Consider the following 13,143-nt stretch of genomic DNA (forward strand, 5'->3'; position numbering starts at 1 on the left):
CGGTCGTCTGACGCGGTTTTATTTGGTACCGGGACGACGAAACGAACAGGCGCGTGGCGGTTTCCTTCCCCCCATCCCGCCGCCGCGCGCCTGCTCCCGTTCCTCTCCCCCTCCCCCTCCCCATTCGAATCGACGATCGGTCCGCCGAGGAGTGTCCCTGTTGGCGACCGGGACCGTTCGTCCTCAGGCGTTCGCGGGCAACAACGCCGATCGAACCGCGTCCGACCGATCGGTTTCGGTGATGACCGCGACCTCGTCACCGACCTCGAGCTCGGTACCCGGAAGCGGAATCGTCAGCGGTTCGCGTGCGCGACCGTGGGCGTAGATCCGTGCAGTCTCGGGGAGTTCGAGTTCGCTCATTCGTTTCCCGACCGCCGGCGACCCCGCCTGGATCTCGAGGACGGTCAACTGGAGGTTCGCAGCGAGGTCGGCGACGACGTTGAAATCGCCGCCGAGCAGGGCTGTCTTCGCACCCGCAGCGCCCAGCCGCTCGGGGTAAATGATCTCGTCGACCTCCTCGGCGTACTTCTCGTAGATGTCCTCGCGGTAGTCCTCGTCGATCCGCAGGACGGTCCGACAGCCGTGGTGAGTCCCGACCATACAGGCCGCGAAGTTGGCGTTGAGATCCGGCGTGAACGCGCCGATCGCGTCGGCGGTTTCGATCCCGGCGTCGACGAGTACGTCCTCGTCCGATCCGTCACCACGGACCGTCTCGAGCCCGTCGTTGCTGGCACGGTCGATACGGTCGACGTCGTTGTCGACGATGACGACCTCGTGGCCCTCCTCGGCGAGAATCGTTGCCGTCCGCGAGCCGACCCGACCATAACCCACGATGACAAACCTCATGGGAGCGTGGTACGCGCTCCGAGGTCAAATACGTTGGTCCGGCCACCACTCCTCGCGACTCATGACCCTGACGGCCCGGAACGAGTACTCGAGGGGCGGAATTCGACGCCTCGTCCGGCACCTATCCACAAGCGTGTATAGATTCTCGTCGATCCGGACAAGAACGCTTAACTAATCGGTATGGTTATGCTCGGACATCCAATATGGGGGCACTCGCAGCGTTCTTCGGATTCGACGACCACGATACCGATCTCGAGACGGAAACGATCGCGGGACTGACGACGTTCCTGGCCATGTCGTACATCATCGTCGTCAATCCGGCAATTCTCGGCGAGGCGATCGCGCTCGAGGGCTACGACTCCGGCGAGGTCACGCAGATGATTACCGTCGCGACGATCCTCGCGTCGGCGGCCGCGATCTTCGTGATGGCGTTCTGGGCGAACAGGCCGTTCGGCCTCGCACCGGGGATGGGACTGAACGCGTTTTTCGCGTACACGGTCGTCCTCGGGCTCGGCGTCCCGTGGCAGGTCGCGCTCGCCGCCGTCTTCGTCGAGGGTGTCGTCTTCATTCTCCTGACCGCGGTCGGTGCGCGACGGTACATCATCGAACTGTTCCCCGAACCGGTCAAGTTCGCAGTGGGTGCCGGGATCGGCGTCTACCTGCTCTTCTTGGGCCTTCAGGAGATGCAGATCGTCGTCGACGATCCGGAGACGCTCGTCAGTCTGGGTAACGTCGCGACGAGCGCCGTCGCCGCGCTCTCGGTCGCCGGGCTCGCGTTGATGCTCATCTTGCACGCCCGCGGGATTCGCGGCTCGATCGTCATCGGGATCGTCGCGACCGCCGTCGCCGGTTGGGCGTTGACGGTCGTCGGCGTCGTCTCCCCGGGGACGCTCACTCCGCCCGGAAGCTACGAGCAGGTCACCGAGGAGGGCGTCCTGAGTCTGGTCGCGAGCGTCCAGTACGACTTCACGCCGCTGGTCGCCGGCTTCATCGACGGCCTCGGGATGATCACGGAGGATCCGCTCGTCTTCGTTCTGGTGGTCTTCACGTTCTTCTTCGTCGATTTCTTCGACACGGCCGGGACCCTCATCGGCGTCTCGCAGATCGGCGGCTTCCTCGACGAAGACGGCAACCTCCCCGAGATCGAAAAACCGCTGATGGCTGACGCGATCGGCACCACGGTCGGGGCGATGATCGGAACGTCGACGGTGACGACGTTCATCGAGTCCTCGACTGGCGTCGAGGAAGGGGGGCGGACCGGGTTCACGGCGCTGGTCGTCGGCCTCCTCTTCTTGCTCTCCTTGCTCCTCGTTCCGGTAATCAGTGCCATCCCGCAGTACGCGTCCTACCTCGCGCTGGTCGTCGTCGGCATCATCATGCTCCAGGGCGTCACCGACATCGACTGGCAGCATCCGGCCTGGGCGATCGCCGGCGGGCTGACGATCACGGTCATGCCGATGACTGCGTCGATTTCGAACGGACTCGCGGCCGGCATCATGAGCTATCCGCTCGTCAAAGGTGCCATGGGCGAAGCCGACGACGTGTCGGCCGGTCAGTGGGCGCTCGCGGTCACCTTCATCCTCTACTTCGTCGTCTACTTTGCCGTCGACGCCGGCATGGTCTCGTTCTGACGGCAACCGCCGGGTGCCGTTCCAAACGCTCCTCTGCCGGTTTGACCCTCCTCCGTCGACGACCGCGGTCCCGGCAACCGCTCTGTCGACCGGTGACCTGATACGTCTTCCGCGGCACTAGCCTCGTATGGCAGACATCACGCTGTACGAACTCCCCGGCTGTCCGTACTGTGCGAAGGTCCGATCGAAACTCGACGAACTCGAACTCGAGTACGACGTCATCGAGGTGCCTCGCTCCCACGGCGAGCGCACCGAAGTCGAGAACGTCAGCGGTCAGACCGGCGTCCCGGTCATCAACGACGAGGCAAACGGCGTCGAAGGCATGAACGAGAGCGACGACATCGTCGAGTATCTCGAGGAGACGTACGCCTGAGACGGTTTGCCGTCCCGATCTCCCGGTGGGACCGCAGGGCGGTCCCGGTCCCGCCGGCGCTGACGGACAGGAGACCGTCTGAGACGGCGAGTTCCGATACCGACGCTCACCGCTCGTCTACAGTAGCCATCGAAACGAGACGGAGAATCCAGTGAACGCGATCAGGCCGCCTCTTCGTATTCGGAGCGCTCCCGGATGACGTCCCGAAGTTCGGCCGCGTTCCGGAGCTTCGCGAGTTCGTCGCGCTCGACCAGCGCAGTACCGTCGACGGAGTCCTGTTTCGCCCGATCGACGACGTAGACGGATCGCGTGCGCGTGACCTGCCCGATCGAACTCATGATTCGGGCGCGTTTCTCCGCCGCCTTGGTAAACTTCGAGTGGCCGGTGAGGACGATGTCGCTGTCGTCTTCGTCCTCGCTGACGGCCGTAAACGGCGATCGGGCCGTCGGATGAACGCTGTACCCGGCCCGCGTGAGGACGGCGACCACCTGTTCGTCGTCCGGATCCGCCTCGGGGTCGTCCGGCGTCGCCTCGCTCTCGTGAACGTCCTCGGCCCCCTCGAGGACGTCGACGGGGCTCGTCAGGGGGGCCTCGAACAGTTCCTCGAGGTCCATCGCGACCTCGACGGAGGCGTTCATCCCGTCTTCGTACTTCGAAACGGTTCGTCGGGAGACGCCGAGTTCGCTGGCGAGTTGGCCGAGACTCCAGTCGCGGTCCTCGCGTTCGTCGGCCAGCAGGTCACCGTCGATGTTGACGTAGAGGCCGCCTGGTGCGGCGTAGATCAGCGGCGGGACCTCCTCGATGAACAGGTTGTACGCCGTATCGGGGCTGAACACGGGGACGCCGTGTCGGAAGTAGACGACGTCGGGTTTGAGGTCCTCGTCGCGACTGCGCAGGCCGATGACCAGCGGCGTCGCCCCCAGATAGGTGCCCAGCCGGCGCATCTCGTGGCCCGTCGCCTCGTTGAACGCGTCGATGTTCGCGAGGATCTTGACGAGGATGAGGTCCTCGCCGCGGCGCGCGGCGATATCGAAGCTCTTCGGTCGGATCGCACACCGATCGCTTACCGCGAATCCCGCGTCCTCTAACATCGCGGTCACGTTGCCGACAAGTGCGGAGCGGGACATACGGGGTTGTAAGCGATTCCTCCTATAAGACGTTTTCCCCAGGGTATCCGTGTGCCGTGTCGCGATTGGCCGCCGTACCGGAGGTATACTTATATACGGGTTTTCCGGCTCGACGATGCCCTGACGCCGCGAGCGATACCACCAGGATCGTACACCTCGCTGCTGTATCGACGGGTCGGCCCTCGAGTACGTGGCACCCGTCCGGTTGAGCACCCTACTGGCTGGCGTAGCGCAGAACCCACATCGAGAGCGGGAGGCTCGCTGCGACCAACCCGTATACCCCGCCCACGAGCGGTTCGACATCGAGCGACGGAGCCAGAAGATAGCCCGTCGTAAACCCGAGCGGATCGAGAACGAGCGCGAGTATCACGATCTGTTGTTGGAACGGTTTGGACTGTAACCAGCGGAACATACTGTGAGCGGTGCATAGAGTATCAGTTTGAAATGTTTTCTGAATTTTAATATCATACGGGGGGAGGAGCCGAACGGGGGCGTGATCGAACGCCACGATCCCACCGCTCAGTGACGAACGCGAGAGATCGGCCGCTCCCGAAAGGGGTTACCCGTTCCCCCGCCAAGCACCGTCAATGACCGTCGTCGCCCTCGACGATACCGACTCGCGCGAGCGCGGGATGTGTACGACGTACGTCGCCGCGCAGATCGCCGAGCAACTGCGTCGAAGCGAGTGGTCGGTCCAGCGAATCCTCCTCGTTCGCCTCAACCCCGCCATCGAGTACAAGACGCGGGGGAACGCCGCGCTGGCGATCCACACCGACTGCGATCCCGACCGCGCGTTCGAGATCGCCCGCAAACGGCTCGAGGAACTGGCCGAAACCGGGGACGAGCGGACGAATCCGGGGCTCGTCGTCGCCGACCACGCCGCCGAGGAGCGTGCGATTCCCCGCGACGTCGGGCAATTCGCGCTGGCGGCGATCCGCGACCGTCTCAAGCCCGCCGACGCCGGGGCCCTCGTCGAACGCTGTGGCTACCGATCGTGGCACGCGGGGAACGGCCGCGGTCGGATCGGCGCGCTGGCCGCCGTCGGTGCCTGGGCAGCCCTCGCGGAGTGGACCCACGAGTACATCTCCTACCGCGAGCCCGACCGCTGGGGGACGCCCCGCGAGGTCGACCCCGAGAGCGTCTTCGAGGCGGCGGAGTGGGGCTACCCCGAAGTCTGGGATACGGTCGACCGCGGCGAGGACGAACCCGTCTGCGTCCCCCACACGCCCGGTCCGATCCTGCACGGAATCCGCGGCGACGATCCGGACGCGGTCCGGTCGGTCGCCGAGCGCATCGAGAGCGAACCCGTCGCCACGACCCAGTCGTTCGTGACGAACCAGGGGACGGACGCCCACCTCCGGAACGGTTCGATCGGCGATCTCGACGACGGGCGCGCCTATCGGGTCGAGGGCCGGGTCGTGAGCGAGCCCGAAACGCGCCGTGGCGGCCACGTCTTCGTCGAGCTCGCGGCCCCGACTGCGACCGGGGACGAACCCCAAGAGGGAGCGAGCGAGGGGCTACCCTGTGTCGCCTTCGAGCCGACCAAACGATTCCGGGATCGGGTTCGACGCCTCCGCGTCGGCGACCACGTGTCCGTCTGCGGCGAGGTGAGCGACGGGACGCTCAAGCTCGAGAAGTTCGCTGTCCGCGATCTCGTTCGGACCGAGCAGGTCACGCCGACCTGTCCGGACTGCGGGCGAACGATGGACAGCGCCGGTCGGAACCAGGGCTATCGGTGTCGATCGTGTGGGACCGGGACTGCGGGGAAAGCCGAGCGGCCCCTCGAGCGCGACCTCGAGCGCGGCTGGTACGAGGTGCCCCCGTGTGCCCGCCGACACATCGCGAAGCCGCTCGTCCGCGGTGGGTTCGACGCGCCGACACACCCCGAGTGGTAAGGGGGGCGGACTCAGTCCGTTCCGAAAACCGTCACCGTCCGGCTGTCGCTCGCGTGGGGTGACCGGATCACGACCGGGAAGGTGTCGTCGGTCGAGACGGGGTAGGTTTCGTACCCCAGTGAAACGGTACCCGTCTCACCCGGCGCGAGACGCACGCTCGTGGAATCGACGACCTCGGGCGTGTGGCCGACGACGAGTTCGATTTCGTGCGTGCCGGTCGCGGTGCCCGTGTTCTCGAGGGCGGCAGTTACCGAGAGCCACTCCCCGCCGGTGACCGGCGCGTTCGTCCCGGTAATCGACACGGCGACCGTCGCGTTCCCCTGCTCACCGTCGTCTCGCCCGTAAACGAGCACCGACTGGACGGCGCTGTCGTCGCCCGTCCGCACGCGGACGGGGAACTCGTCGTCGTTCCTGACGGGATAGGTCTCGTAGCCCAGCGAGACCGTCTCCGTCTCGCCCGCGGCGACGACCACGTCCGCCGTATCGACCGTCGTCGGATCGTGGCCGACGACGAACTCGACCTCGCGACTGGCCGGTCCGTCGCCCGTGTTCGCGAGCGCCGCCGTCGCCTCGAGGCGCTCCCCGCCCGTCACCGGCGCGTTCGTCTCGAGACCGGTCACCTCGAGATGACCCCGCGAACCGGTATCGTCGGTTCCGATGACGGTGACGTCGGTCTCCGAGGCGGCGTGGGCGGTCTCGACGCGGACCGGGAACGTCTGCGTGTTGCGGACGGTGGCCGTCGTGAACTCGAGACGGACGGACTCGCGCTGTCCCGTGAAGACGGCGACCGTCTCGCTGTCGACGTGGGTGGGATCGTGGCCGACGATCAGATCGGTCTCGACGTCGACGAACGCGTGATACGTGGAACTCCCCTGGGGCTCGATTTCGGCCTCGACGACGAGATCGTCGCCGGCACGAACCGGTGCGTTCGTGTCGGTGATCGCGACGTCGTGAAACGCCGTGACCGACGGGCCGTCGGTTCGAGCGGCCGAGAGCCGCCCGTCGCGGCAGGCGACCCACGCCATCATCGGATACTCGCCGATGAACCAGATGGCGTTCCCCCCGGTCGTCTCGTACGTGACCGTCGCCGTCGCCCCCGACAGATCGGTGCGGTCGACGTAGGTAGCGTTGCGCCCTTCCTGCCAGAAGAGCCGGCAGAGCGTCCCCCCGTCGTCGGCGGCGACTGCAGTCACTTCGATCTCGTCGTGGACGGTCACCGTGGCGTCCGGCCCCGGGTCGCACGTCACGTCGATACTCGGTGCCGCCGGCGCGTTCTCGGTGACCTCGACCGTCCAGGAGAGGGTCGTCCCGTCGACGACGAGGGTCACGTCGTACGTTCCGGTCTCGTCGAACCGACCGTAGGCGGCCGGATGACCCGTGATGTCGGTGTAGCTATAGAACGGAGCGTTGGGCGCGACGTCGTGGCCATCGGTGCCGTCCACTCGCCAGTCGGTTGCCGGCGGCTCCACCGGCGGGGTCGCCGCGGCCTCGAACAGGATATCGTCGCCGGGTCGAACCGCCGTCGCGCGTTCCGTCGGACACACGCGCTCGAGAGTACCCGTCTGGCCGGCACCCACCCCTGCGGTTGCGAAGGCCCCCGCAGTACTGCCAACCGCCGTAACGTATTCTCGCCGTCGCATGTGCTATCATACGTCCTACAGGAAGGTATAGCTAATACAACGTTAGTGAGACGAACACGTCGGAGGGAACGAGTGTCCGTTCGACGCCAGGAGAGCGACGTGGAGTCGGGAGACGGCGACGGAGCAGTTGGATCGGTTCGAACGGCCCCGCGTTCGGTCGGGGTCGTCGCGCCGTGTTCGTTCAGCCCGTGTCTCGAAAGGGTTTTTCGGCACGACCGGTTGTGTACGGACAAATGGGGCTCGAGGATGAAATCGAGGCAATCGAGGAGGAAATCGCCAATACGCCCTACAACAAGTCGACGGAGGCCCACATCGGCCGGCTGAAGTCCAAGCTCGCGGAGAAAAAGGAGAAACTCGAGAACCAGCAGTCCGGCTCCGGCGGTGGCGGCGGCTACTCCGTCGAGAAACACGGCGACGCGACCGTCGCCCTGGTCGGGTTCCCGAGCGTCGGCAAGTCCTCCCTGCTGAACTCGCTGACCAACGCCGAGAGCGAGACCGGCTCCTACGAGTTCACGACTCTGGACGTCAATCCGGGCATGCTGAACCACCGCGGTGCGAACATCCAGTTGCTGGACGTGCCGGGGCTGATCGAGGGCGCGGCGGCGGGCAAAGGCGGCGGCCAGCAGGTGCTCGCAGTCGTTCGGAACGCCGACCTGATCATCTTCATGCTCTCGGTGTTCGAAATCGAGCAGTACGATCGGCTCCAGGAAGAACTCTACGACATCAACATCCGCGTCGACCAGGAGCCCCCGAAGGTCACGGTCCGACCGAAGATCAAAGACGGCATCAAGATTACCTCGAGTACCGACCAGGACTTAGACGAGAAGACGATCAAGGACGTCCTCCGCGAACACGGCTACGTCAACGCCGATCTGAACCTCCAGGAGAACGTCTCCATCGACCGGCTGGTCGACGGCCTGATGGAGAACCGGGAGTACATCCCCTCGATCACCTGCGTCAACAAGGTCGACCTGATCGATCCCGACTACAAGGAGACGGTCGACGAGCAGTTGCGCCAGCGCGATCTCGACCCCGAGGAGGTTACCTTCATCAGCGCCGAAGAGGAGAAAGGCCTCGACGTACTCAAAGACCGCATCTGGGAGCGACTCGGGCTCATCCGCGTCTACATGGACAAACCCGGTCGCGGCATCGACTGGGAGGAACCGCTCGTCGTCGAGCAGGGGACCACCGTCGGCGAGGCCGTCGAGAAACTCGGCGGGGAGATGGAAGAGCGGTTCCGCTTCGCGCGGGTGACCGGTCCCAGCGCCGCCCACGATCAACAGCAGGTCGGGAAGGATCACGTCCTCGAGGACGAGGACGTGTTGAAACTGATTCTGCGTCGGTAGCCGATCCGGTCCCGTCGCGAATACGTATCGTCCCGACACGCGTTCTGGGACTGTTTCATAGAGCCATCCTCATTCAAAAATGTGAATTTATAGGATTTTGAAAGTTTGAAGCCGTCTCTCCCACACATCTAAACCAAATCTGGTATCTCATTTGCCACGAATTGCATCGGAACGGTGAAAAATATACGACTGCCCGAAGACTAGGTAGGTATGGCTGATTTCGGCGCACTCTCGCTCGTCCCGCCGTTGCTCGCGATCGTCCTCGCGATCTGGACGCGGCGGCCGATCCTTTCGCTGTTCCTGGGGATCTGGTCGGGCGGCGTTATCGCAACCGGGAGTATCGGCATCGGACAAACGTTCGACTGGATCGCCGAGTCGATCGCGGACGTGTTTCACGCACAGATCCTGATCTTCACCCTGTTGCTGGGATCGGGCGTCGCGCTCATCTGGCGACTCGGCGGTGCGACCGCCGTCGGAAACTGGGCGACGAACCGCCTCGAGACTCCGCGCAACGCCGGAGCGGCGACGTGGATACTGGGACTGCTCCTGTTTTTCGACGATTACGCCAACACGGCGATCGTCGGCAGTACGATGCGCGAGATTTCCGATCGGATGCGCATCTCCCGGGAAAAGCTCTCCTACATCGTCGACTCGACGGCCGCGCCCGTGGCGACGATCGGGCTCTCGAGTTGGGTCGCGTTCCAGCTGTCGATGATCGACGAGGGATACACCGCCCTCGTCGAGAGCGAGGAGTACGCCCTCGCCGCGGCCGACACGCCGGGGGCGTTCCAGACGTTCGTCGGATCGATTCCGTTCAACACGTATTCGCTACTGGCGATCGTGATGGTGGGCATCATCGTCCTGTCCCAGCGTGACTACGGGGAGATGCTCGACGCCGAACACCGATCCTGGCGGACGGGGAAGGTAAACCGCGACGAGGCCCAGCCCCTCCAGGAGGTCGAGAAGGATCTGGGGGCACCGATCGAGGAGCGGCCGATGCTCCGGACGTTCTTCGCGCCGATCCTCGTGTTGATCGCGGTCACGCTCTCGGGTGCGTTCTGGACCGGCTATCAGACGTGGGTCTCGGACCAGGCCGAGGCGGGTGCGCCGACGTCGCTCGAGACGGCTGTCGACAACGACGGCCTCGTGCAGGTACTGGTCGACGTCGTCGGTGCCGGCGACTTCGCCGCCGCGCTCGTCTGGGGGTCGTTCGCGATGGTCGCGACCCTGATCCTCTTCGGACTGGCCTACGACCTCTTCGATCTCGGTGACGGCGTCGAGACGGTACTCGACGGGTTCGCCCTCATGCTGACCGCGGTGACGATTCTGGTCCTCGCCTGGTCGATCAGTGCGGTCGCCGAGGAACTCGGTACGGGCAGCTACGTCGCCGGCATCGCGGAAGGTGTCGTCTCACCGGCCGTCCTCCCGATCGTCGTGTTGCTCGTCTCCGCGTTCGTCGCGTTCACCATGGGGTCGTCGTGGGCGACGATGGGTATCGTCACGCCGATCTCGATCCGCGTCGCCTACGAACTCACCGGCACGTTCGAACTCATGCCGGTGATGGTCGGCGCGGTGTTCTCGGGTGCGATCTTCGGGGATCACTCGTCGCCGATCTCCGACACCTCGGTGCTCTCGGCGACGTTCACCGGGGCCGATCTCATCGATCACATCCGTACGCAACTCTACTACGCCGGCACCGTTCTGTTCGTCGTGATCGTCTGTTACGCGCTCTATGGCTTCTTGGGCGTCTCACCCGTGTTGTTCCTGCCGCTGGGAGTCGTCTTGCTGGTCGGACTCGTCTACGGACTGTCGGCAGTGGATGCCCAGCGCAAGGGCCTCGTTCCCAGGGCGTCCTCGGTCGATGTCGACCGCACGGATCGCACGCCGGACGCCGAACCGGGATCCGCCCCGGAAGACCTCGACTAGGCCGCCATCTCCGCCATATTTTTGCCGTCTGCAGGCCAGTGATTGTCTATGGACGGAACGCTCGACCACACCATGATCCGCGTCGCCGACCTCGAGGAATCGCTCGACTGGTACCAGACCCACCTCGAGTACGAGGAGAAGGATCGCCACGAGGGCGACGGCTTCACGATCGTCTATCTCGGTCCCGAGGAGATGCACGAGGACGGTGCGATGCTCGAGATCACCCACAACGAGGGCGAAGAGCCCGAGGTGGGCGACGCCTGGGGCCACATCGCCGTCCGGGTCCCCGAGGGCGAACTCGAGGGCTACTACCAGCAACTGATGGACGAGGGCGTCGAGGACTACCGCGATCCCGAATCCTGTGGCGGTCGCTACGCGTTCGTGAAAGACCCCGACGGCCACGAGATCGAGATCGTCCAGCGCGAGGAGGGTGCGCTCTGGTCGCTCGATCACACGATGATCCGCGTCGAGGACGCCGACGAGGCGCTTGGCTTCTGGACCCGCAAGTTCGAGTACGACGAGACCCGCCGCTGGGAATCCGACACCTTCGCGAACTACTTCGTCGAGCCACGGGACGCGGCCGACGAGGCGATGGCCGTCGAACTCACCTACAACTACGACGGCCGCACGTACGACATGGGCGACGCCTGGGGGCACCTCTGTGTCCGCCTCGACGACCTCCACGAGGACTGGGAGCAGCTCATGGAACGCGACGCTGCCGACTACCGCGACCCCGAGAGCTGCGACGACATGTACGCCTTCACGAAAGACCAGGACGGCCACGAGATCGAACTCCTCGAGCGCGACCTCGAGGCCGACTCGCTGTTCCCGTTCTAACCGGAGAGATCGGGGATCGGAACGACGACGACCGGCCGGCTCGCAGCCGCGAGGAGTCGTCGCGCGGTCGATCCCAGTTCGCGCGTCGCCTCGGGATCGCCGCTGTGGGCCCCGACGACGATTTCGTCGACCTCGTGCTCGGCCGCCGCCTCGCGGAGCGTCTCGGCGGGGGGCCCCGATCGAAGCGCCGTCTCGACTTCGCCGACGGTGGCGAGCCGAACGGGAGCGACGTTCAGCGCTTCCTGGCCATCTCGGCGCGCCGGTGGATCGTCGGCCGGCGCGGCGGCGATCACGGTAACGGTATCCTCGGCGGTCGCCCGATCGTCGAGATAATCACAGGCCGCTGCCATCGTGTGGACGGAATCCGTTCCGACGAGATAGTGCATAGCGACCCCTACGGCGGTACTCGCAAAGAACCTGCGGACGTTCCCGGCTGACACTTTCGGATTTTCCGACCGAGAAAACGCGGTTCCGGTACTAATACGACAGCACCGAAAGGGGAGCGTGGGGGACGAGAGAGGCCATCCCCGCACGCCTTGGCGGTCCCCCGCGACTCCGTATCCGATCATCCCGGGTTGCGACACCCACCTCACGCGTCCCCGCTATCTCCCCCTCGTGCGGGGACGTACTGTGTCACTCGGCTTCGTTCCGTGCCAGTAGATGCAGCGTCTCTCAGATCGCTTCGGCCCGACGCGGTCGCCAGATATCGGTCGACGATGGCTGAAATCCTCGTTCTGGGCTGTCGTTTCAGCGACCTCCAGCCGACGGCGTCACCGGTCAATGGCGGCCGTACAGCGAATAGGTGATCGAAACCAGCCCCAACAGTCGACTCACGTTCTCGAGCAGTGCGATGACGATTTGCTCCGGATCGACGACCGTCGTGATGACGACGTTGATCAGGAACGGGAACAGCGTCAACAGGAGGAGTCCGACGGCGAGATAGAACATCGACGTGGCGTCGTTGCGGCGGTAGCCACGGTAGGCCTGGTACGCGATGATCGTCCCGAAAAGGGCAACGAGGAAGAGACTCGCCACGGTCAACAACTCGAGGAGCGTCGCTTCGCCGATCCGAACGACGCTCCGGCTCATCGCATCCCCTCCCACATGCGAGTGAACTTGTCGGCGACGTCTTCCTCACGATAGGACATCTCGAGTGAGAACGACCCATCTTCCAGTGACAGTTCGAGCCGGTCGAGGTTCGCACTGTAGACGCTGTAGTGGTTCCCGTCCGGTGCGAGTTCCGTTTCTTCGGTGACGAGGTGACACTCCTCGAGACGGTCGAGTCGCCGGTAGATCGTCGGCAGGGAGGCGTCACACCGTTCGCTCAGTGTACTGGCAGACATGGGTTCGACGCTCGTGTGGGTGAGGATGTCCCGTGCGTAGTCGTCGTCGAGGACCGAAAGCAGGGTCGACAGGTCAGTTTCCTCACTCACTGGTCTACTCCTTCGTTCCGGTATCGATATGAAAAGCGGTCCGGTTTTTCTGGCTCAGAAAACGCTGCGCTCGCGACTCGACGGGCACC

The 13,143-nt window shown here is 64.8% G+C and carries 13 protein-coding genes; 6 read left to right on the plus strand and 7 right to left on the minus strand.

Going from position 1 to position 13,143, the window contains the following annotated elements:
- Nucleotides 1-183: 183 nt before the first annotated feature.
- Nucleotides 184-846: a potassium channel family protein gene (locus J0X27_RS17735; protein WP_207270458.1), complete on the minus strand. Its 663-nt coding sequence runs from the start codon at nucleotides 844-846 to the stop codon at nucleotides 184-186.
- A gap of 203 nt (nucleotides 847-1,049) precedes the next feature.
- Here J0X27_RS17735 and J0X27_RS17740 point away from each other — a divergent pair, with 203 nt between their 5' ends.
- A complete protein-coding gene (locus tag J0X27_RS17740) occupies nucleotides 1,050-2,477 on the plus strand; it encodes an NCS2 family permease (protein WP_207270459.1) in 1,428 nt (475 codons plus the stop codon).
- Nucleotides 2,478-2,604: 127 nt separating this feature from the next.
- A complete protein-coding gene (locus J0X27_RS17745) occupies nucleotides 2,605-2,850 on the plus strand; it encodes a glutathione S-transferase N-terminal domain-containing protein (protein WP_207270460.1) in 246 nt (81 codons plus the stop codon).
- Nucleotides 2,851-3,011: 161 nt separating this feature from the next.
- On the opposite strand, the gene J0X27_RS17750 is transcribed toward J0X27_RS17745, so the two are convergent.
- Both J0X27_RS17750 and J0X27_RS17755 read right to left on the minus strand, forming a co-directional pair.
- On the minus strand, nucleotides 3,012-3,977 hold the full coding sequence (locus J0X27_RS17750; RefSeq protein ID WP_207270461.1) for a transcriptional regulator: 966 nt from the start codon (nucleotides 3,975-3,977) through the stop codon (nucleotides 3,012-3,014).
- Between the two features lie 214 nt (nucleotides 3,978-4,191).
- Nucleotides 4,192-4,389, minus strand: coding sequence for a DUF8141 family membrane protein (locus J0X27_RS17755; protein WP_207270462.1), 198 nt, complete (start codon nucleotides 4,387-4,389; stop codon nucleotides 4,192-4,194).
- A 175-nt stretch (nucleotides 4,390-4,564) separates the two neighbouring features.
- Between J0X27_RS17755 and J0X27_RS17760 the strand changes: the two genes are divergently transcribed.
- Entirely contained in the window at nucleotides 4,565-5,872 is a 1,308-nt protein-coding gene (locus J0X27_RS17760; protein ID WP_207270463.1) for a tRNA(Ile)(2)-agmatinylcytidine synthase, read from the plus strand.
- A gap of 11 nt (nucleotides 5,873-5,883) precedes the next feature.
- On the opposite strand, the gene J0X27_RS17765 is transcribed toward J0X27_RS17760, so the two are convergent.
- A complete protein-coding gene (locus tag J0X27_RS17765) occupies nucleotides 5,884-7,512 on the minus strand; it encodes a COG1361 family protein (RefSeq protein WP_207270464.1) in 1,629 nt (542 codons plus the stop codon).
- Nucleotides 7,513-7,745: 233 nt separating this feature from the next.
- Between J0X27_RS17765 and J0X27_RS17770 the strand changes: the two genes are divergently transcribed.
- The 3 genes from J0X27_RS17770 to J0X27_RS17780 all read left to right on the plus strand — a co-directional run bounded on the left by J0X27_RS17770 (nucleotide 7,746) and on the right by J0X27_RS17780 (nucleotide 11,621).
- A complete protein-coding gene (locus J0X27_RS17770; RefSeq protein WP_207270465.1) occupies nucleotides 7,746-8,858 on the plus strand; it encodes an OBG GTPase family GTP-binding protein in 1,113 nt (370 codons plus the stop codon).
- A 210-nt stretch (nucleotides 8,859-9,068) separates the two neighbouring features.
- Nucleotides 9,069-10,784: a Na+/H+ antiporter NhaC family protein gene (locus J0X27_RS17775; RefSeq protein ID WP_207270466.1), complete on the plus strand. Its 1,716-nt coding sequence runs from the start codon at nucleotides 9,069-9,071 to the stop codon at nucleotides 10,782-10,784.
- Between the two features lie 48 nt (nucleotides 10,785-10,832).
- Nucleotides 10,833-11,621: a VOC family protein gene (locus J0X27_RS17780; protein WP_207270467.1), complete on the plus strand. Its 789-nt coding sequence runs from the start codon at nucleotides 10,833-10,835 to the stop codon at nucleotides 11,619-11,621.
- On the opposite strand, the gene J0X27_RS17785 is transcribed toward J0X27_RS17780, so the two are convergent.
- The 3 genes from J0X27_RS17785 to J0X27_RS17795 form a co-directional block, all read right to left on the minus strand.
- Nucleotides 11,618-12,007, minus strand: coding sequence for a universal stress protein (locus tag J0X27_RS17785; RefSeq protein WP_207270468.1), 390 nt, complete (start codon nucleotides 12,005-12,007; stop codon nucleotides 11,618-11,620). The genes J0X27_RS17780 and J0X27_RS17785 overlap by 4 nt on opposite strands.
- A 391-nt stretch (nucleotides 12,008-12,398) precedes the next feature.
- Nucleotides 12,399-12,710, minus strand: coding sequence for a DUF7521 family protein (locus J0X27_RS17790; RefSeq protein ID WP_207270469.1), 312 nt, complete (start codon nucleotides 12,708-12,710; stop codon nucleotides 12,399-12,401).
- Nucleotides 12,707-13,054, minus strand: coding sequence for an ArsR/SmtB family transcription factor (locus tag J0X27_RS17795; RefSeq protein ID WP_207270470.1), 348 nt, complete (start codon nucleotides 13,052-13,054; stop codon nucleotides 12,707-12,709). The genes J0X27_RS17790 and J0X27_RS17795 overlap by 4 nt, the downstream gene beginning before the upstream one ends.
- Between the last annotated feature and the right edge of the window lie 89 nt (nucleotides 13,055-13,143).

The organism is Natrinema longum (genome assembly GCF_017352095.1).
Lineage (GTDB): Archaea > Halobacteriota > Halobacteria > Halobacteriales > Natrialbaceae > Natrinema > Natrinema longum.